Source organism: Paenibacillus protaetiae (genome assembly GCF_004135365.1).
GTDB classification, from domain to species: Bacteria; Bacillota; Bacilli; order Paenibacillales; family Paenibacillaceae; genus Paenibacillus_AP; species Paenibacillus_AP protaetiae.
The window spans coordinates 161,705-181,408 of the sequence record NZ_CP035492.1 but is presented as its reverse complement, the minus strand read 5'-3'; the positions used below and the strand labels follow the sequence as shown (position 1 = coordinate 181,408).

Here is a 19,704-nt window from a genome sequence, read left to right as displayed (position 1 = left end):
ATAACGGTTATTATCGCGTTTTGTGCCCAGCAATCTAGAGAGGAATGAGAGTTATGTGTGGAATTACAGGCTGGATCGACTGGAGCAGTGACCTGACCCATGAAACGAATAAGCTGGAAAAAATGACCGAAACGCTTGCTTTGCGCGGCCCGGATGCCTCCGGCATCTGGATGTCGGAGCATTGCGCGGTCGGCCATCGCCGCTTATCCGTCATGGATCCCGAAAACGGGGCACAGCCTATGATTCGTCGATCCGGAGACAATACGTACATTATTGTTTATAACGGAGAGCTTTATAACGCACCGGAGCTGAAAAAAGAACTGGAAAACCGCGGCCGCCGCTTTACGACAACATGCGATACGGAAGTGCTGCTTGTTTCTTATATGGAATGGGGAGCGTCCAGCGTGGAACGCTTTAACGGCATATTCGCTTTTGCAATATGGGATGTCGCGGAGCAAAAAATGTTTTTGGCGCGGGACCGCCTTGGCGTTAAGCCATTGTTCTTCAGCAAATCGGGCAACCTGTTCCTGTTTGGTTCGGAGCCTAAATCAATACTGGCTCATCCCGCATTCAAAGCGGAGGTTGGCGCGGAAGGCCTTGCCGAAGTATTTGTAAACGGTCCTGCCCGGACGCCGGGCCAAGGCATATTTAAAGGTTTATCGGAGCTGAAGCCGGGGGAATGCATGACGGTAACGGCTGCGGGTGACCGCATCTCGCGTTACTGGCAGCTAGAAGCGCTGCCCCATGAAGACGATGTGGATACAACGGCGGAGAAAGTGCGCGAGCTGCTGAAGGATACGGTAGAACGCCAGCTGATGTCCGATGTGCCCGTCTGTACGCTGCTGTCCGGCGGACTGGACTCCAGTGCGCTTACAACACTGGCTGTCCGCTATTATGAGAAGCATGGAAAAGGCCAAGTTCATACGTTTTCGGTCGATTATACGGATAATGACAAACATTTTCAGGCGCATGCCTTCCAGCCGAACTCCGATGCTCCTTGGATCGAGCGGATGACCTCGTTCCTTGGGACAGTGCATCATGACATCCAATTCGATACGCCGGAGCTTGCTGGAGCGCTTTATGACGCTACCATCGCACGGGACTATCCCGGTATGGCGGATGTGGATGCATCCCTGCTGCTGTTTTGCCGCGAAATTAAAAAAGAAGCGACAGTTGCCATTTCCGGCGAAGCGGCTGACGAAGTATTCGGCGGCTATCCATGGTTCCACCGCGAAGACGCCTTAAGCGCAGAAACATTCCCTTGGTCGCTGGCAACGGCTATGCGCGCCGGTATCCTGAATCCCGAAGTCGCAGAGTGGATCAGGCCGGCTGAATATATTGCGGACCGCTACGCGGATGCGATCGCCGAAGTGCCTTACCTTGGCAACGAGTCGGAAGCCGAACGCAAAATGAGAAAAATGTCTTATTTGAACATTACGCGGTTTATGCCTACCCTGCTCGACCGCAAGGACCGGATGAGCATGGCGGCCGGCCTTGAAGTGCGGGTGCCATTTTGCGATCACCGGCTTGTGCAATACGTATGGAACATCCCATGGGAAATCAAAACATCAGGCGACCGGGAAAAAGGCATTTTGCGCAAAGCGCTGCGCGGCATTTTGCCCGAAGATGTATTAACCCGCAAAAAAAGCCCGTATCCCAAAACGCATAACCCGAACTATCTGGCAGCGGTAAAAGGCATGCTGCTGGATGTGCTGAACGACTCTTCTTCTCCGCTGCTCCCGCTCATCGACACAGCCAAAGTGAGAGAGCTTGCCGAGTCCGACTCCGCGAAGTCCAATATCCCGTGGTTTGGCCAATTGATGTCCGGCCCTCAGCTGTTCGCTTATTTGTATCAAGTGAACGAGTGGCTGAAACGGTTCAACATCGTAATTAAGTAAGCAGCTTTACACCATCATCATATGAGGCGGCTGCAGCATTCATGCACATCCGCCTCATCCGGCGCATATTGTATCTGTCAGCCGTAAAAAAAGCCCCGCAAATCAGCTCGCTTGCGCCAGCTGATTTGCGGGGCTTGCCGCTTCGCGCGGCGGTTTATCCGTTATGTTCCAGCAGCGCCGCCAGCTTCCGCAATGCGTCGCCGCGGTGGCTGATGTGCTGCTTTTGCTCCTTGGACAGCTCCGCCATCGACCGGCCCAGCTGCGGCAAATAAAACAGCGGGTCATAACCGAAGCCGCCGTCTCCGCGCGGCGCCGAAATAATATAACCGTCAACGGTGCCTTCCGTTTCCGTAAACTGCCCCGTCGCCGGATCATACAGCGCCAAAGCGCATACGAACTGCGCTTTGCTGAGCAGCCGGGTGCCGTCCGGCAGCGGGTCCGCCGCATCCGGCAGTTCCAAAGCGGCCAGCTCGCGCAACAGCTTCGCATTATTGTCGGCGTCCGAAGCGCCTTCGCCGGAATACCGCGCCGAATAAACGCCGGGAGCGCCGCCAAGCGCAAAGGTCCGCAAGCCGGAATCATCCGCCAGGGCAATCGCCTGCAGCGTATCTCCCGCTGTTTTGGCCTTGATCCGGGCGTTCTCCGCAAAGGTAGAGCCGTCTTCCGGAATGTCCGGAAGCTCCGGGAACTGGTGCAGGCTCACGACTTCGCGGCCAAGGCCGGCGAACGCATGGGCAAATTCTTTCACTTTGCCGGCGTTTTTAGTTGCGATAAGCACAACGCCTTCCGAGAGACGTTCCATGTCAGCTCAGCCTCCAATTCGGCCGGCAATATCGCCTAAAGCTTCTTTTTGCTTCGCCACCAGCTCTAAAATACCGGTTTCGGCCAATGCCAGCAGCTCGTTCAGCTCTTCGCGCGAGAACGGTTCTTCTTCGCCTGTGCCTTGCACTTCGACAAATTTGCCGCTGCCCGTCATCACCACATTCATATCAACCTTCGCTTTGGAGTCCTCTTCATAGTTAAGGTCCAGCATCGGTTTGTCCTGGATGACGCCTACGCTGACCGAAGCCAAAAAGTCGGTAATCGGGAACTTCGGCATTTTGGCCGTTTGAGAAATTTTATGTACCGCAAGCGCCAAAGCGATAAAGGAACCGGTAATGGATGTCGTACGCGTGCCGCCGTCGGCCTGAATGACGTCGCAATCCAGCGTAATCGTCCGTTCGCCCAGCGCCTGCAAATCAACAATGGAACGCAAAGCCCGGCCAATCAGCCGCTGTATTTCCATCGTGCGGCCCGACAGCTTGCCCTTGTTTGCTTCACGCTGGTTGCGGGAATGGGTTGCGCGCGGCAGCATCGAATATTCCGCCGTTACCCAGCCTTTGCCCTGTCCTTTCATAAACGGCGGAACCCGTTCCTCTACACTGGCGGTGCAGATCACTTTCGTCTCGCCGAATTCAATCAATACGGAGCCTTCCGCATATTTGTTAACGCCTGTCGTTATCGTAACCGGCCTAAGCTGGTTTGTCTGCCGACCGTCTGTTCTCATGCCATGTCCTCCTGAATCTTTCGTTGCAATCTCACCTATTTTACCAAAGTCGCCTTTGAAAAGCATCTTCTTCCCGCAAAATGACAAAGGAGAGACGACCTTTCAGCCTCTCTCCTTTATCCGCTGCTTGCCATTACGCTTTTATGGCATTGACATGATGAGGGCGCGATACCGGCTCGCTGTACGAATTGTTAAATTCGTCCACGATGTTCGTATCGCCATTCAGACGGATTTGCACTTGGCTTGCGCCGGTATTTTCCGTCGCCGATAAAATAACGGCCAGCAGCAGCTCTTCCGGAACCGGCTGGCCGGCTTCGTAGGACGAATCTTCCAGATCAACCGTTACGATGTCGTCCTTGGTCTCCACGGACTTCACTTGATAGTCCGGCGTCACAACCGCTGTCAGCTGGTCGCCGTCAAGCGGACCTGCGATCAGTTCTTCAATGGCCGCTTGCGCAGGCGTGCTGGTAGATGAAATAAGACGGGTGACCGGCACATAATACTGCTCGTTATCCGCTGTTGTCGAAGAGAAGTAGAGCGTGACCGGCGTAGACTGCGAAATCGAAACGCCGTTGCCCGTTTCCAGGTTAATGCCGATGGCGCGCGTCAAATCCTGATCCAGCGGATAACCTTCCTCCGGCATTTCCGTCAGCCGCTGCCCGTCGACAGACAACTCGACTTTCTCAATGCCCGGAATAGCGGTTAACGTCCACGTAATCGCTTCGACCATCGGACGCTCGTCCTGCGGATTATAGCTTACAAATTGCTGCGACAGATCGACTTGCGCCAGCTTTTTCTCGGCATCTACCTTAAACTGATTGATAACCGTTCCTTGCGGCAGCATCGCGCGGAAGCCGTCCGGAATTTGTGAAGAGTAAGTGCCGCCGTCGACCAACAGCTCAAGCGCCCGTTGGCCGGCCGCTTCGCTCTTGTCCAGCTTGGACGCGATCGAAACCGGCGCCAGGTAGCCGTTTCCATCCTGCAAATAGACGGTGATTTGCGACAGGTCGCCCTGCATATCATCCGCATCGTCCAATACCGTCGAAATCGTCGGAGCGTCGCTTAACCCCTCTTCTTCGGCGAGCACACCCTGCGGCGGGTCGATGGAGCTTGTCTCCTGCGAGAATAGTCCGCACCCTGCCGTTAGAAGAGGAATGGCGAGCACCCCGCTAATTGCAGCTCTGCGAATCCATCTTGTTTGATTCATATGAATCTTTCCTCCCATTCGAAATTTGCTTAACTTTGTACAACTCTTCTTTTGTAGTACTATGTATACGAGCCCTTGCTATTAGTTAGACCAGATTTGTCCACAAAATGATGAAGGGGTTATGAAGCATGAGCGAACAGCATTCCTACAGCTTAAACAGCAAAAAAGTCGAGGCCGCAACCGATGAATGGCTGGCGCGCCGGGGCGTTACCCGCGATAAAATCGCCGAGCTGGTCCATTTTTTACAGAAGGACTATTTCCCGAATTTGACGGTAGAGGAATGCATCCATCACGTGAATGCGGTATTGTCCAAACGCGAGGTGCAAAATGCGGTGCTGACCGGCATCCAGCTGGATTTGCTTGCTGAGGAAGGCAAGCTGTTGGAGCCTTTGCAGGAAATGATCTTTAACGATGAAGGCCTCTACGGCTGTGATGAAGTGCTTGCTTTGTCCATTGTGAATGTATACGGCAGTATCGGATTTACGAACTTCGGTTATATCGATAAATTAAAACCCGGTATTCTTAAAAAGCTGAATGACCGTTCCGACGGCGAGATCCATACGTTTCTGGATGATATCGTCGGCGCTATTGCCGCATCGGCCGCCAGCCGCATCGCCCACCGCAAACAAGCCGAGCGCGAAAACAATACAAACCTGCCGCTTGATTAACAGCGGCATTTCAACTAAAACAAGCTGCCCTGGAAGGGAGAAGAACCCGATGTTCTCCTCCCCGCCAGGGCAGCTTGTTTATGGATAATCGGCTGCTATACGCGCCGATAGACAATGTCATTCTCGCTTTCGCTGCGGGCAATAACGCCCCGCTTCTCCAAATAATACAGATGCGCCAGCGTCTCCGCCATCGCAAAACGCAAATTATGCGGATTCGTCCGCAGCCTCTCGCCAAAATGAAGCTCGCACAGCTCAAAGCCGTTATGCGGCTCATACAGCTGCTCCAGCATTTGCGCAAGCCGGCGTTCATGATGCTGCCTCAGCTCAGCGGTACGTTTGGCGAATCCGTCGAACGGGTCGCGGTGCCCCGGAAAAGCCAGCTTCACACCCAGCGATTCGAGCCCGGCGAGGCTGTCCATAAAGGAAGCAAGCGGATCGGCATCTTCCCCCGGCACGACGCTTACATTGGGCGTAATGCGCGGCATGACTTGGTCGCCGCACAAGGCGATCTTCCGTCCGGCATTATAAAAAACAAGTGCTCCGCGCGCATGTCCCGGCGCATCAATAAGGCTCCATTCCAACCCGCCAAACGCCATCGTTTGGCCGGCCTGGATATACGTTACTTGCGGCTGCGGGGAAACAAGCGGCTTGAACGATTCCAGATTCTGTTCAATGCTATGCGTAAGCTCCGCCGGCATGCCGTGTTCCCGGAACAAGGCGGCCAGTTCCCCGGCCAGCGTCCCGCCTTCCCCCCACATACGCTGCGTGTAAGCATGCGCTTGCGCAGTTAAATAGACCGGCGCTCCCGACCGCTTCTGAAAATACCCCGCCAATCCGTAATGATCGGGATGCTGATGCGTCAATACGATTTGCCGGATATCCCCGTAACCGAAACCAAATCGGCTCATCACTTCATCCCACGCCGCAACCGCCTCCTCAGTATGCAATCCCGGATCAATGACCGTGTAGCCGTCCTGCTCCGGCAGCACATAGCTGTTCACCCAGCGCAGCGAGAAAGGCAGAGGCACTTTCACCTGTATCCATCCGTCTTCCCACATTGACGTTTCTGTCTGATGCTGCTTGTCCATCGTTTACTCTTCCTTTCCGTCTGTTACCAGCAGTTCCGTCTCCCAAGCTTCTTCTCTATCATAACGGACGGCCGCCGATCCGGCCAATTGGACAGCACAGGTTTAATCGAATAAAGAAAAAACGTCTGCTTTCCCGAGGCAGACGTTTCTTTCTCCGTATGGCTTGCCGGCATAACGCAAAGCGCTTAAACCGTCAGCGCCCGATTAGAAATTGCTCGATTTCTTCACGTGACGGCACGGAAGATTGCGCGCCTTCGCGCGTCACGCCAATCGCCGAGGCGGCCGCTGCAAACTTCAAAGCCTCTTCCGGCTGTTTTCCGTCCTGAACGGCAGCGGCATATGCGCCGATAAACGTATCTCCGGCAGCCGTTGTATCAACCGGCTGCACGCGGAACGCCGGAAGGCGCAGCCGTGCGCCTTCCGCATCGGCGTAATAGCAGCCGTCCGCGCCAAGGGTAATCACGACTGCACGGGCACCTTTGCGAAGCAGCTGGCCTGCAGCCGCTTCCAGGCTTGCCGTATCCTCCGGCAGCTGCCCTGTAATCGCTTCGGTCTCCGTCTCATTCAAGAACAGCGTATGCACCTTCGCCAGCGCATGGTCTGGAACGGCTGCAGCCGGCGCCGGATTGTAAAAGACGCGCGCCCCCGCTTCCGATGCCCGCTCCAGCACAGCCTCATTAGCCGCCCAAGGGATTTCATTCTGGAGCAGCACAATTGTTGCCTCTGTCCAGCTGTCTGCAAGGCTGTTCAGCCGATCGCGGCTGACCTGCCCGTTAGCCCCTTCACAAAGCACAATCTGATTTTCACCGCTTCCGGAAACGGTAATAAACGCCAGTCCCGAAACGCCGGCCACAACCGATATGCCTTCCGTGCTAACGCCATATTGCTTAAGCGATTCAATCAGCGGCTGGCCGAATGCATCGCTGCCGACTGCGCCAATCATCCGTGTAACCGCCCCTGCGCGTGAAGCAGCGACAGCCTGGTTGGCCCCTTTGCCCCCTGGATGGAAAGCAACGTCATGGCTGTGAATCGTCTGTCCCGGCAGCGGAAATTGCTCTACCTTGCTGACCAGATCCATATTAATGCTGCCGACCACGATAACTTCACCCATGTTAACCCCTCCTGTTATGTATCCGATTCGTCCCGCTTAACTCCGATAGCGTACCCGCTCCAATGCCGAACATCGCAGTCCGCAGCTCAAAGGCAATCCGTTCGAACTGTTCGGCCAATTGCTGCACGGACTGCTCATGGTCCTGTGCAGCCGCTCCGCCAAGGAGCACCTTGCCAAAACCGCATATTTGCGCGCCGAGAGCAATCGCTTTGGCCGCATCGACGCCGTGCCGCATGCCGCCGCTTGCAATGATTGCCGCCTCCGGCAAACGGCTCCGCACTTCGCGCAGCGCTTCGGCGGTCGGAATTCCCCAATCCGCAAAAGCTTCCGCCGCCTGCCTGCGCATCGGCGTTGTCCGGTATTTTTCCACCTGGCTCCAGGACGTTCCGCCCGCACCCGCAACATCGATAAACGACACGCCCGCTTCCAGGAGACGCTCAGCCGTATCGGCGTCGATTCCCCAGCCGACCTCTTTGACGCCGACCGGTACCGGGAGTGAGCGGCAAACGAAGCGAATGCGCTCCAGCAAACCTCGGAAATCCGTGTTGCCCTCCGGCTGGAATACTTCCTGCATACTGTTCAAATGAAGCACAAGCGCATCCGCTTCTGCCATATGTACGGCGCGAAGGCAATCATCCGCACCAAAACCGTAATTGAGCTGAACCGCCCCCAGATTGGCGATAACCGGAACGGAAGGCGCTTCCTTGCGGATAGAAAAAGAAGCTGCAAGTCCGTCATTTTCAATTGCGGCACGCATCGAACCGAGACCAATGGCCCAGCCTTTCGCTTCCGCCGCCTCTGCAAGGCGCCGGTTGATGTTGCCGGCTTCCGCCGTCCCCCCTGTCATCGAGCTGACCAGAAACGGGGCTTTCATCGTTTTGCCAAGCCATGCCGTACTTATATCAATATCTTCAAACCGAAGCTCCGGAAGCGCATTATGACGGAAACGGTAATGATCAAAACCGGTGTCAACCCCGTTGCCGTCCACCTCCTCGTGCAAACAAATCCGGATATGCTCGCCTTTCCGTTTCGACGTTGTTTCTATATGTTCCGAGGCCAGCTGCCTCTGCGTCATGAAAGTGCCCCCCTGCTGTGACATGATCTTATTTATCATACAATTAATCTATTTTAGTGTAAATGCGACTGGTTTTATCCTGCAACGATCCTGCACTATGATTTCATATTAATGATTTTTTTAATCATTTTTTTGAAAAAATAAATCATTATCTATTGTGGAATGCTTACCCTTCCCTTAGAATGGAAGAAAAAGAGGATGATCCGCTTAAGGGGAGGAACCGACATATGCAAATAAAAATATTTGATACCGCAGAAGAGCTGGATGCCTATGCAGCCGGTTTATTGGCCAACACGGTGAAGGCAAAACCAAATGCCGTTCTTGGGCTCGCCACCGGCTCGACCCCGCTTGGCATTTATGAGCAGCTTGTCCGTTTGTATGAATCCGGAGACGTTTCCTTTAAGCAAGCCACGACGTTTAATCTGGATGAATACGTGGGCTTGCCTGCGTCTCATGAACAAAGTTATGCTTATTATATGAACCAGCACCTGTTCTCGCGTATCGACATTCCGCTCAGTCAGACGAATATTCCTGACGGCACGGCCGCTGATCTGCAGCAGGAATGTGCCGAGTATGAAGCGAAGCTTGCGGCTTCGCCAGTCGACATCCAGCTGCTTGGCCTTGGCCATAACGGCCATATCGGCTTTAACGAGCCGGATGAGGCGCTGGACGGCGGCACGCATGTCGTACAGCTGAAGCCGGGTACACGCGAAGCAAACGCGCGGTTTTTCAGCTCCATTCGCGAAGTTCCGGAGCGTGCGGTTACGATGGGAGCAGGCTCCATTTTAAAAGCAAATACGATTCTATTAGCGGTACGCGGCGCCGATAAAGCGGCGATTGTAAAAGAAGCGCTGACCGGGCCTATCACAACGAAGGTTCCCGCTTCGCTGCTTCAGACACACCCCCGTGTCATCGTGCTGCTCGACCGTGAAGCGGGAAGGATGCTGGAAGCGAAATGACCACTTTATTCCAACAAGTTCAAATCGTACTCGAAAACCGGATTATACAAGGAAACGTGCTTGTCCAAGACGGCATCATTACACATATCTCGGCGGACGGCGAAGCTGCCGTTCCCGCCCATGCCGGCTGGACGGTCGTGGACGGCCAAGGCGGCTGGCTGCTGCCCGGCTTTATTGATATTCATGTGCATGGCGGCTTCGGCGCTGATTTTATGGATGCGGATGCCGGCAGCTATGACGCAATCACCCGGTTTCACAGTTCACATGGCACGACTGGCATGCTGGCGACAACCGTAACCGCTTCGAAGGAAGCGATTGAGCAGGTGCTTGCCGCCGCGCACAGCTATTGCTCCGGAAACATGCCGTATGCGGCGCTGCTTGGCGTCCATCTGGAAGGGCCGTTTATTAGCGAAAAATGGCCCGGCGCCCAAAACCCCGCATTTATCGCAGAGCCAAATCTGGAGTGGCTGCAGCAATGGATTTCCGCTTATCCGGGTTTAATCCGGATGCTCACGCTCGCCCCTGAAAAAAAAGGCGCCCTTGAGCTGATTTCATGGCTGAACGAACACGGCATCGCAGCCGCTGCCGGACATACGGATGCCAATTATGAAGAAATCGCCCGTGCCGCCGATGCCGGCCTGACGCATGCCGTACATACCTTTAATGCGATGCGCGGGCTGCATCACCGCGAGCCCGGAACCGCAGGCGCCGTATTGACGGATGACCGGATATATGCCGAAATCATTGCAGACGGCGAGCATGTACACCCGGCTGCTGTACGGCTGCTGGCTTCGTCCAAGCCCGCTGACAAGCTGATCCTCATTACCGACGCGATATCGGCAGCAGGCATGCCGGACGGTGAATACGAGCTGGGCGGACTTCCCGTTACGCTGAAGGATGGCGCTGCCCGTTTAAGCGGCAGCGGCAATCTGGCTGGCAGCAGCTTAACGATGATGGGCGCATTCCGTTTTATGCTGGACCACACGGAGCTGACTGTACCCGATGTGAGCAGGCTGGCCAGCGGCAACCCGGCGAAGAGGCTTGGCTTGTTCCATACAACCGGTTCGATTGCAGCAGGCAAACGGGCGGATCTGGTGCTGGCGGATACAAACTTTGAGGTGTTGGGCACATGGGTTGGCGGCAGCCGTGTGTATGAACGAGACGGACAGCGCGAATAAATGGAAACAGGCTCGACCTTCCGGTGTGAAGGTTGAGCCTGTTTCGTATAAACATATGGACGCCTGTTTCCGTTATAACCTGCGTTCTGCGATATGCACCTGGATGCCCAAGCTTCCAGCTTCGGCTTCCAGCGCCTCCGGAAGCGGCTTGTCTGTTATGAAAGCCTGCAATTCGGCAAGCGCCGCAATGGAAAACAGCGAAGATTTATCCACCTTCGTCTGGTCAAATACCGCATACGTAAATTGTGAGCGCTGAATAAGCGCTTTCGCAATTTGCGCTTCCTGCTCGGAATACGTGGTAATACCATGCGCCTGCGAGACGCCGTCCACCCCAATGAACATTTTGCCGATGTTCAGATGGGCTACCATGCCCTCGCCCAGCGGACCGCAAAGCTCAAAGCTGTTATGGCGCATAATGCCGCCGGTCACCACAACTTGAATACCGCTGCCGGCCAGCTCCATCGCAATATTAACCGCGTTGGTCACAACGGTAATGCCGGTGCGCGGCTTCAGCATTTTGGCGATCAGATAGTTGGTTGTGCCGCCGGAGAGGCCGATAACATCCCCTTCCTCCACGAGCGAAGCCGCAAGCTCGGCTATCCGTTCCTTCTCCAGGAACGACAAGCCTTCCTTCTCCGCAAACGGGATGTCGCGGGCGGCGTTCAAGCCGTCATACATCGCTCCGCCGATCGTTCGGATGACCGGATAAGCCGTCTCCAGCTGTTCCAGGTCTCTTCTTGCCGTAGCTTCCGAGCAGCCGAACCGTTCGACAATTTCCTGAATCGTAATCCGCCCCTGCTGCTTGAGCAGTTGAACGATGCCGTCACGCCTGCGCTGCCCTTTCGAAGCGGCCGTATCGCTGTTCATTAACGCTCCACCCATGCTTTGGAGCCAAGCCGCTGTTCCACGGCACTCCATTCTGGCAGCGCTTCCCAGTCTCCGCGCATTTGGACCACAAGCGAGCCGTTAACGCTGGCCAGCCGAACGGCTTCAAGCGGGGACAGCCCTTTGCGCAGTCCTGCCAAAAATCCGGCGCAAAAACCGTCTCCGGCGCCAACCGTATCGATAACCTGTTCTGCCGGATAGAACGGCACAATCGTTTCATTGCCATTCTCAAGGACTACCGTATTGTCGCCGTATCCTTTTACAACCGTTACCGCATTCAGCTGCAGCAATTGCTCTTTTACCGTTTCGTAATCGTCCGTATCATACAACAGCTTAAGCTCGTCCCACCCCGGCAGGAAATAATCCGCTTCTTTCGCAAGCGGCAGCAGCGCTTCCCGGGCTTCTTCGATGGACCAAAGCTTCAAGCGCAAGTTCGGATCAAAGCATACTTTGACGCCTGCATCCTTGGCAATTTCAATTGCCCGGCGCACCGCAGCAAGGCAGTTCGGGCTCAGGGCGGCCGTAATTCCCGTTACATGCAAAATTTTGGCGCCGCGTATGTAAGCTTCATCCAGCTGTTCCGGCGTTACACGGCTTGCCGCAGAATGTTTGCGGTAATAGTGGACCGACACTCTGCCGGCCACCTTCTCACGGAACATAAGCCCTGTCGGCGCCTCACCGCTCTGGCGGGCATGAGAGACATCCACGCCTTCGGCCCGCAGCGCCTTCAAAATCATTTTGCCGAACGGATCGTCGCCAACTGTCCCGAACCAGCCGGACGTCACGCCAAGGCGCGCCACGCCGATCGCTACATTGCTTTCCGCTCCGCCAAAGCTTTGTTCCAGTTCCGTTGCCCTCTCCAGCGCCCGATGCTCGGGCGGCATAAATAAAGCCATAGACTCGCCGAATGTTACAATATCCGGTGATGCTTGCTGCATGAAAGTCTCCCCCTATTATGCCGGATTCCCTTATCCGTCCAGTTGCTTAGAACGGGAATCTCATGAAATAAATAACAACTACATAAAGAATAAGCACAATCAGGCTAAGCACACGGGCTTTGCCGATGTGGTTCGTTGCGCTTTGGCCGGATTGGATCGAAGAAACAATCAGCTTCAAAGGCTTCGAGATAATGCCGGAAACGGCCGCAATCGCCAAAAACAGCACGATGATAATAACCATCCAGCCTACCGCATAATCTCCCTGCGACATCAAATAACCGCCTGTAAGCAGCTGGACGATCAGAAAATATTGGACAACCCGGTTCGCCGAAGCAAGGCCGTCAGCAAGCCCTTCTTGCCCTCCGCCCGCCAGCTTGGTCGCTCTGCCGAGCATAATCGGAAGCACAATATAAAAACCCATTCCGACCGCTCCAAGCAGGTGCAGGAACCAAAAAACATTATTCATTCTTTTTCCTCCTGTCGGTTCGATTAACAGATGCCCGGCAAGCGGCAGACGCCGCCTGTAAGCAATAATCTACCAACCAGTATACTAGAAGCGCGCCGCGAGAACAAATAACGAAGGATGTTTTTGCACTATTGGACCGCGTTTTTCAACCCGTATTTGGCCATAACGCCGTGGATGGCAAAATATTCGACCTGATCCGGCAGCGCCTCCTTGATCGGCTTCAGCTTGCCTTGGCCAACCGTACGGATCGCATCCAAAATTAGCTGCTCGAATTCAGGCGGAATAACCCGGCTCCATTCCAGCTCTTCGCCTTCTTCCGCCCCGCGGATCAAATGCGCCTCGACGGTTACTCGGCTTAATCCTCTCGCTTCTGCAATCTGCTGCGGCTCCATGCCGCTTTGGAACATCCGCAGCGACAGCAGGTGGCTTGGCGTGTCGCCGTCTTCCCCGGCAGCTGCGCCGGGGGCTGCTGCCGCTGTGCGGATGCGCGCCTGCGGCGCATGGGACGGCTCGTAAGGCGCATCGCGTCTGGCGCCCTCCCCATTGGCTCCGCCGGCGAATTGCGCCATGATGGCCAAAATATTTTCGCCGTATTTGGCCGCTTTGGCCGCGCCGATCCCTTTCACCTGCAGCAGTTCCGCTTCGGTTTGCGGCATCGCATCGGCCAGCTCCTTCAGCGTTGCGTCAAAAAAGAGCATAAACGGCGGCACGCCTTCCTGCGCGGCCGCCTCTTTGCGCCATTCGCGCAGCGCCTCAAATACAGGCATGGCGTAATGGCGGCCCTCGGAAGCCTGCCGCCGCACCGACGTGCGCAGCCGCTGCATGACCGGCTCTTTCCCTTCCAGTACAGGCAAGGCGCTGGCAGTCAGCGAAACGGTCGGGTACTGGCCGTCGCTCAGCTTCAAGTAACCTTCCGCGGCAAGCCAATACAGCCAATCGGCAATTTCCTTCTCCGGCCAGCTGCGGAACAGACCATACGTCGACAGCTTGTCCAGCCCAAATTCAAGCACACGCTTGTCGCGCGAACCTTTCAGCACTTTGGCGACCATCGTCACGCCGAAGCGCCCCTTCATCCGGCCGACGCATGACATCGCCTTTTGCGCTTCGGCCGTGCGCTCGACCAACTCGCTTTTGTCGAGGCAGCTGCTGCATTTGCCGCAGGGCTCCGCGCCGCTTTCGCCAAAATAATCGACGATAAACTGCTGCAGGCAGCGCTGCGTCCGGCTGTAGTTCGCCATATGGTTCAGCTTCGCCAGCTGGACCGATTTGCGGCTGTCCTCGCCAGGGCCCTGCTCAATCAAGTACCGCTGAATTTGAATATCCTGCGGCTCGAACAACAGGATGCATTCGCTCTCTTCGCCGTCGCGGCCGGCGCGTCCCGCCTCTTGGTAATACGACTCAATGTCGCCCGGCATTTGCCAGTGCAGCACATAACGGACGTTTGGCTTGTCTATGCCCATGCCAAAGGCGTTTGTCGCCACCATAATGCGAATATCGTCAAAGCGAAACCGCTCCTGTGCCTGCGCGCGTTCCGTATCGGATAAGCCGCCATGATATTTGCCCGCGGCATAGCCCGCTTTCGACAGCAGCTCATGTACCTGTTCGGCTTCTTTGCGGGTCGCCGTATATACGATGCCGGACTGTTCGCGGCGCTCCTCTGCAAACCGGAGCAAAAACCTTCTTTTATCCGCGCCGGTGACGACAGACAATGCCAGATTCGGCCGGGCAAATCCGGTTACAAATACGTTAGGCGCATGCAAATCAAGCATGGCGGTAATATCGTCCGCCACCTCCTGCGTGGCTGTTGCCGTAAATGCCGCTACAAGCGGCCGATTCGCCATGCTGCGGATCCATCCTGCCAGCTGGCGGTAGCTCGGGCGGAAATCATGCCCCCACTGCGATACGCAATGCGCCTCGTCAATGGCGATAAGCGGAATCGTAAGCTGCTCCGCCAGCGAAGCAAACATCGGCGCGTCCAGCCGCTCCGGCGCAACGTAGAGCAGCTTATATTCGCCCATCATCGCATTGCGCATAATATCCCGGTATTCCGCTGCTCCCAGCGAGCTGTTTAAATAAGCGGCCGGCACGCCAAGCCGGTTCAGCGTGTCCACCTGGTCCTTCATCAAGGAAATGAGCGGGGAAATGACGATCGTTGTCCCTTCCAGCGCCAGCGCCGGTATTTGATAACATATCGACTTGCCTCCGCCGGTCGGCAGCACGGCAAGCGTATCTTTGCCTTCGAGAATGCCGCCAATAATTTGCTCCTGCCCTTTGCGGAACTCGTCGTAGCCGTACACCTGCTTTAACAATTCTTTTGCCTTGCTCAGCAATTCCATCCCTCCTAGCTGCTTTAAATAATGAACCCGTTGTTAATAAAGGATACGATAAAAATTATGGACAACGATAAAAAAAGAAAGACCCCGCCAAAGTGAATGTCGGGGTCCTCCCAAACTGAAAGCCTATTGGCTGCAAAAAAAAGCAAAGATCAGCCGCTGACAACCTGAATGACGCTGCGTACCGATTGAGCGGATTTATCAAGCGCGGCTTTTTCTTCCGCCGTCAGCTCCAGCTCGAAGATTTTCTCAATCCCGTCGCCGCCGATGACTGCCGGCACACCCATAAACAGATTGTCATAGCCGTATTCGCCTTTCAGCAGCGCGATGACCGGCAAAATCCGTTTTTTGTCCTTCAGCACCGCTTCCGCCATTTGAACCAGCGATGCTGCAGGCGCATAATAAGCGCTGCCGTTGCCCAGCAAGCTCACGATTTCACCGCCTCCAACGCGTGCGCGCTGCACAATCGCTTCGATGCGGTCCGCCGGAATGAGCTTTTCGATCGGGATGCCCGCTACATTCGAGTAACGGACAAGCGGCACCATATCGTCGCCATGGCCGCCCAGCACAAAGCCGCGGACGTCCTCGACGGAGACGTTAAGCTCCTGCGCGATAAACGTGCAGTACCGGGCCGTATCGAGCACGCCGGACTGCCCGATTACACGATTTTTAGGGAAACCAAGCGTTTGGTAAGCCACATAGGTCATGGCGTCGACCGGATTGCTCAAGATGATGACATACGCCTCGGGGCTAAACGCTTTTATATTTTCGCATACCGATTTTACAATGCCGGCATTTGTATTGACAAGATCATCGCGGCTCATCCCCGGTTTACGCGCAACGCCGGCCGTAATAATAACGATGTCCGAATCGCTCGTGTCCTCGTAGTTGGAGGTGCCGATGATATTAGCGTCAACGCCTTGCACCGGAGTGGATTCCAGCATGTCGAGCGCTTTGCCTTTTGTAGGGTTTTCAAGCTGCGGAATATCAACGAGAACAACATTGCCAAGCTCTTTTTGCGCAAGCATCAAAGCGGTTGTGGCACCGGTAAAACCTGCGCCCACGACTGTAATTTTGTTGCGTTTAATTGGCATTTTAAGCATCCTCCTTAAATGGTAACCCCGCCTTGAGAAGTGTTTACCCCGACCCTCAAAGGGGGTTCGTCCCCCTGGCCCTTAAGGGTGTTTTCAACCCCTAACCCCCAACCCTAAGGGCGTTTCCAACCCCCTAAACCCCAACCCCTAAGGGCGTTTCCAACCCCCTAAACCCCAACCCCTAAGGGCGTTTCCCAACCCCCTAAATCCCCTTGTCGTAAGGGGGACCCCGAGGGGCGCTGCCCCTCTGGACACCCGAAAGGTGTACACGTTGGTGCAGCAGAGGCGCGGTCACCGAACATACTCGCAATGACCGCTTAGTCCCTGCGGGACCCGCTGACAGTTTGGAGTGCAGGTTCGTGCCCCTGCGGGACGCGTTTTGGCCTCTGACCTGGGACCCGCCGGCGGTTTGGGGTGCAGGTTCGTGCCCCTGCGGGACGCGTTTTGGCCTCTGACCTGGGACCCGCCGGCGGTTTGGGGTGCAGGTTCGTGCCCCTGCGGGATGCGTTTTGGCCTCTGACCTGGGACCCGCCGGCGGTTTGGAGTGCAGGTTCGTGCCCCTGCGGGATGCGTTTTGGCGGACCTTGCCGCCTTTGAGAGTCGCGCGGGCTGGCTTTGCGTTCCTGTGCCGCTGCGGGACCCGCTGTTACCTCTGCGAGGCTTGTAAGGGGCTTAAAGAAAGAAAGCGGGGGATTGCTCCCCCGCTGCTGTTTGATTACATGTTTGCGATGATTTGGTCAGCGAACTCGGAGCATTTTACTTCCTTAGCGCCTTCCATCAGACGTGCAAAGTCATACGTAACCGTTTTGTTGTTGATCGACGTTTCCATGCCTTTGTAGATCAGGTCAGCCGCTTCTTGCCAGCCGAGGTGTTCAAGCATCATAACGCCGGACAAAATAACGGAACCTGGGTTTACAACGTCTTTATCCGCATATTTAGGAGCCGTGCCATGCGTAGCTTCGAAGATTGCATGTCCGGTCAAGTAGTTGATGTTTGCGCCTGGCGCGATGCCGATGCCGCCAACTTGCGCTGCCAGAGCGTCGGACAGATAGTCGCCGTTCAGGTTCAGCGTCGCAATAACGTCGAAATCGGTCGGGCGAGTTAATACTTGCTGCAAAGCGATGTCGGCAATAGCGTCCTTGATGATGACTTTGCCGGCTGCTTCCGCGTCTTTTTGCGCTTGGTTCGCCGCGTCAACGCCTTGCTCTTCTTTGATGCGGTCATATTGGCCCCAAGTGAATGTGGAATCCGCGTATTCGGTTTCAGCTACTTCGTAACCCCAGTTTTTGAACGCGCCTTCCGTAAATTTCATGATATTGCCTTTATGAACGAGCGTAACCGATTTGCGGTTATGCTTGATTGCATATTCGATCGCGGAGCGAACGAGGCGTTTCGAACCTTCCGCAGAAACTGGCTTAATGCCGATACCGGACGTTTCAGGGAAACGGATTTTGTTAACGCCCATTTCTTCCTGCAGGAACTTGATCACTTTCTTAACCGCGTCCGTACCTTCTTGGTACTCGATGCCTGCATAGATATCTTCCGTGTTTTCGCGGAAAATAACCATGTCAACCAGCTCAGGACGTTTTACCGGCGAAGGAACGCCGTCGAAATAGCGAACCGGACGCAAGCACACATACAGGTCAAGCTCTTGGCGGAGCGCAACGTTCAGAGAGCGGATGCCGCCGCCGATAGGCGTCGTCAAAGGACCTTTGATCGCTACGATATATTCACGGATTGCTGTCAGCGTATCGGCTGGAAGCCATTCGCCGTAAGTGTTGAATGCTTTTTCGCCGGCAAACACTTCGTACCAAGCGATATTTTTTTCGCCTTTGTATGCTTTCTCAACAGCTGCATCCAAAACGCGTTTCGAAGCGCGCCAAATGTCGCGGCCAGTGCCGTCGCCTTCGATGAAAGGAACAATTGGGTGGTTTGGAACGTTAAGTACACCATTCTCGATTGTAATTTTTTCGCCTTCGGTTGGAAGGGCAAATTTCTCAAATTGAGCCATGAATGCAATCCTCCTGGTTAAATTGCGCAGCTGCGCATATTGAAATATGAAAAAAAATGTAGAGGAACAAACGAGCTTTCACCCATTTGCCCCCTCCTATCATTTCAAATCTGTTAGCGTTCGTCAATCGGAACGTATTTCGCATTCACAGGACCAACATAATCCGCACGAGGGCGGATGAGGCGGTTATCCTGATATTGCTCCAAAATATGAGCGGTCCATCCGGATACGCGGCTAATGGCAAAGATCGGCGTAAACAGATCGCGAGGGATGCCCAGATTCGTATATACGGAAGCCGAATAGAAGTCTACGTTTGGCTTAAGGCCTTTTTGCCCGGTTACGATCTCTTCGATTTTAACCGACATATCATAGAGCTCCATATTGCCTTTCAGCTTGCCCAGCTCGCGGGACATTTTTTGCAAATGTTTGGCGCGCGGATCGCCGTTTTTATATACGCGATGCCCAAAGCCCATAATTTTTTGCTTGGTGGCAAGCGCTTCGCCAATCCAGCTTTCTACGTTTGCGAGGGAGCCGATTTGCTCCAGCATCACCATCACGGCTTCGTTGGCTCCGCCATGAAGCGGCCCTTTCAAAGCACCGATTGCGGAAGTGACGCCCGAATAAATGTCGGACAACGTGCCAACCGTAACCCGCGCTGCAAACGTCGAAGCGTTCAGCTCATGGTCAGCGTGCAGCACAAGCGCCTGATCAAGCGCTTTAACGGCAACTTCTGCAGGCTCGGCACCATCCAGCATATACAGGAAGTTGTAAGCGATGGATACGCCTTTCTTAGGCGCTACAGGCTCCTCACCGTTACGAATGCGCGAGAAAGCGGCTACAATTGTAGGAAGCTTAGCTTGCAGCTTGATCGCTTTTTGCAAATTGGCTTCCGGGCTCATATCGTTAGCCGACTCGTCGTAAAGTCCCAGGCTCGAAATGGCTGTGCGGAGCGCCGCCATCGAGTTTGCGCCTTTCGGAAACGTTTTGATTTGTTCAATGACTTCATTTGGAATGGATGCATATTCATCCAGCTTAGCTTTTAATCCAGCCAATTCCTGGCGGTTTGGAAGCTTGCCGTACCAGAGCAAATAAATAACTTCTTCAAAAGAAGCGTTTTGTGCAAGATCATCAATATTAATACCGCGATAGGTTAAAACGCCGTCAATGATAGAACTGATCGACGAGGAAGCCGCTACGATACCTTCAAGGCCTTTGGTTGCTGTCATCACACATCTCTCCTTTAACCT

At 54.8% G+C, this 19,704-nt stretch carries 17 protein-coding genes; 4 read left to right on the top strand and 13 right to left on the bottom strand.

Features of this window, described 5'->3' with window-relative positions:
• The first annotated feature begins 53 nt into the window (after window positions 1–53).
• Complete coding sequence (asnB, locus tag ET464_RS00735; protein ID WP_129437391.1) at window positions 54–1,898, top strand: asparagine synthase (glutamine-hydrolyzing); 1,845 nt, start codon at window positions 54–56, stop codon at window positions 1,896–1,898.
• Between the two features lie 154 nt (window positions 1,899–2,052).
• On the opposite strand, the gene rdgB is transcribed toward asnB, so the two are convergent.
• The 3 genes from rdgB to ET464_RS00720 all read right to left on the bottom strand — a co-directional run bounded on the left by rdgB (window position 2,053) and on the right by ET464_RS00720 (window position 4,651).
• Window positions 2,053–2,700: an RdgB/HAM1 family non-canonical purine NTP pyrophosphatase gene (gene rdgB, locus ET464_RS00730; RefSeq protein ID WP_129437389.1), complete on the bottom strand. Its 648-nt coding sequence runs from the start codon at window positions 2,698–2,700 to the stop codon at window positions 2,053–2,055.
• Between the two features lie 6 nt (window positions 2,701–2,706).
• Window positions 2,707–3,444 (bottom strand): ribonuclease PH, encoded by a 738-nt coding sequence (gene rph, locus ET464_RS00725; protein WP_129437387.1) that lies wholly within the window; start codon window positions 3,442–3,444, stop codon window positions 2,707–2,709.
• Between the two features lie 133 nt (window positions 3,445–3,577).
• Window positions 3,578–4,651, bottom strand: coding sequence for a GerMN domain-containing protein (locus tag ET464_RS00720; RefSeq protein WP_129437385.1), 1,074 nt, complete (start codon window positions 4,649–4,651; stop codon window positions 3,578–3,580).
• Between the two features lie 128 nt (window positions 4,652–4,779).
• On the opposite strand from ET464_RS00720, the gene ET464_RS00715 reads away from it, so the two are divergent.
• Window positions 4,780–5,319 carry a phosphatidylglycerophosphatase A family protein gene (locus ET464_RS00715; RefSeq protein ID WP_129437383.1) on the top strand — a complete coding sequence of 180 codons (540 nt, stop codon included), beginning with the start codon at window positions 4,780–4,782 and terminating at the stop codon, window positions 5,317–5,319.
• A 95-nt stretch (window positions 5,320–5,414) separates the two neighbouring features.
• Here the strand turns inward: ET464_RS00715 and ET464_RS00710 are convergent, their stop codons facing one another.
• The 3 genes from ET464_RS00710 to fni all read right to left on the bottom strand — a co-directional run bounded on the left by ET464_RS00710 (window position 5,415) and on the right by fni (window position 8,593).
• A complete protein-coding gene (locus tag ET464_RS00710; protein ID WP_208543871.1) occupies window positions 5,415–6,407 on the bottom strand; it encodes an MBL fold metallo-hydrolase in 993 nt (330 codons plus the stop codon).
• Between the two features lie 193 nt (window positions 6,408–6,600).
• Window positions 6,601–7,518 carry a ribokinase gene (gene rbsK, locus ET464_RS00705; RefSeq protein ID WP_129437381.1) on the bottom strand — a complete coding sequence of 306 codons (918 nt, stop codon included), beginning with the start codon at window positions 7,516–7,518 and terminating at the stop codon, window positions 6,601–6,603.
• Window position 7,519: 1 nt separating this feature from the next.
• Window positions 7,520–8,593, bottom strand: coding sequence for a type 2 isopentenyl-diphosphate Delta-isomerase (gene fni, locus ET464_RS00700; RefSeq protein WP_129437354.1), 1,074 nt, complete (start codon window positions 8,591–8,593; stop codon window positions 7,520–7,522).
• A gap of 227 nt (window positions 8,594–8,820) precedes the next feature.
• Here fni and nagB point away from each other — a divergent pair, with 227 nt between their 5' ends.
• Window positions 8,821–9,552: a glucosamine-6-phosphate deaminase gene (nagB, locus tag ET464_RS00695; RefSeq protein WP_129437352.1), complete on the top strand. Its 732-nt coding sequence runs from the start codon at window positions 8,821–8,823 to the stop codon at window positions 9,550–9,552.
• On the top strand, window positions 9,549–10,730 hold the full coding sequence (gene nagA / locus ET464_RS00690) for an N-acetylglucosamine-6-phosphate deacetylase (protein ID WP_129437350.1): 1,182 nt from the start codon (window positions 9,549–9,551) through the stop codon (window positions 10,728–10,730). Before nagB ends, nagA begins: the two co-directional genes overlap by 4 nt.
• Before the next feature lie 72 nt (window positions 10,731–10,802).
• Here nagA and ET464_RS00685 read toward each other — a convergent pair whose 3' ends face one another.
• From ET464_RS00685 to citZ, 7 genes are all read right to left on the bottom strand, one after another.
• Entirely contained in the window at window positions 10,803–11,597 is a 795-nt protein-coding gene (locus ET464_RS00685) for a DeoR/GlpR family DNA-binding transcription regulator (RefSeq protein WP_129443932.1), read from the bottom strand.
• Window positions 11,597–12,553 carry a sugar kinase gene (locus tag ET464_RS00680; RefSeq protein WP_129437348.1) on the bottom strand — a complete coding sequence of 319 codons (957 nt, stop codon included), beginning with the start codon at window positions 12,551–12,553 and terminating at the stop codon, window positions 11,597–11,599. The genes ET464_RS00685 and ET464_RS00680 overlap by 1 nt, the downstream gene beginning before the upstream one ends.
• 46 nt (window positions 12,554–12,599) lie before the next feature.
• Entirely contained in the window at window positions 12,600–13,019 is a 420-nt protein-coding gene (locus tag ET464_RS19665) for a hypothetical protein (protein WP_165279858.1), read from the bottom strand.
• 128 nt (window positions 13,020–13,147) lie between these two features.
• Window positions 13,148–15,349, bottom strand: a complete 2,202-nt coding sequence (gene recQ / locus ET464_RS00670) for a DNA helicase RecQ (protein WP_129437344.1) — start codon at window positions 15,347–15,349, stop codon at window positions 13,148–13,150.
• A gap of 155 nt (window positions 15,350–15,504) precedes the next feature.
• Window positions 15,505–16,446 carry a malate dehydrogenase gene (mdh, locus tag ET464_RS00665; RefSeq protein ID WP_129437342.1) on the bottom strand — a complete coding sequence of 314 codons (942 nt, stop codon included), beginning with the start codon at window positions 16,444–16,446 and terminating at the stop codon, window positions 15,505–15,507.
• Window positions 16,447–17,161: 715 nt separating this feature from the next.
• Window positions 17,162–18,457: an NADP-dependent isocitrate dehydrogenase gene (gene icd, locus ET464_RS00660; RefSeq protein WP_129437340.1), complete on the bottom strand. Its 1,296-nt coding sequence runs from the start codon at window positions 18,455–18,457 to the stop codon at window positions 17,162–17,164.
• 113 nt (window positions 18,458–18,570) lie between these two features.
• A complete protein-coding gene (citZ, locus tag ET464_RS00655; protein WP_129437338.1) occupies window positions 18,571–19,683 on the bottom strand; it encodes a citrate synthase in 1,113 nt (370 codons plus the stop codon).
• Window positions 19,684–19,704 lie beyond the last annotated feature (21 nt).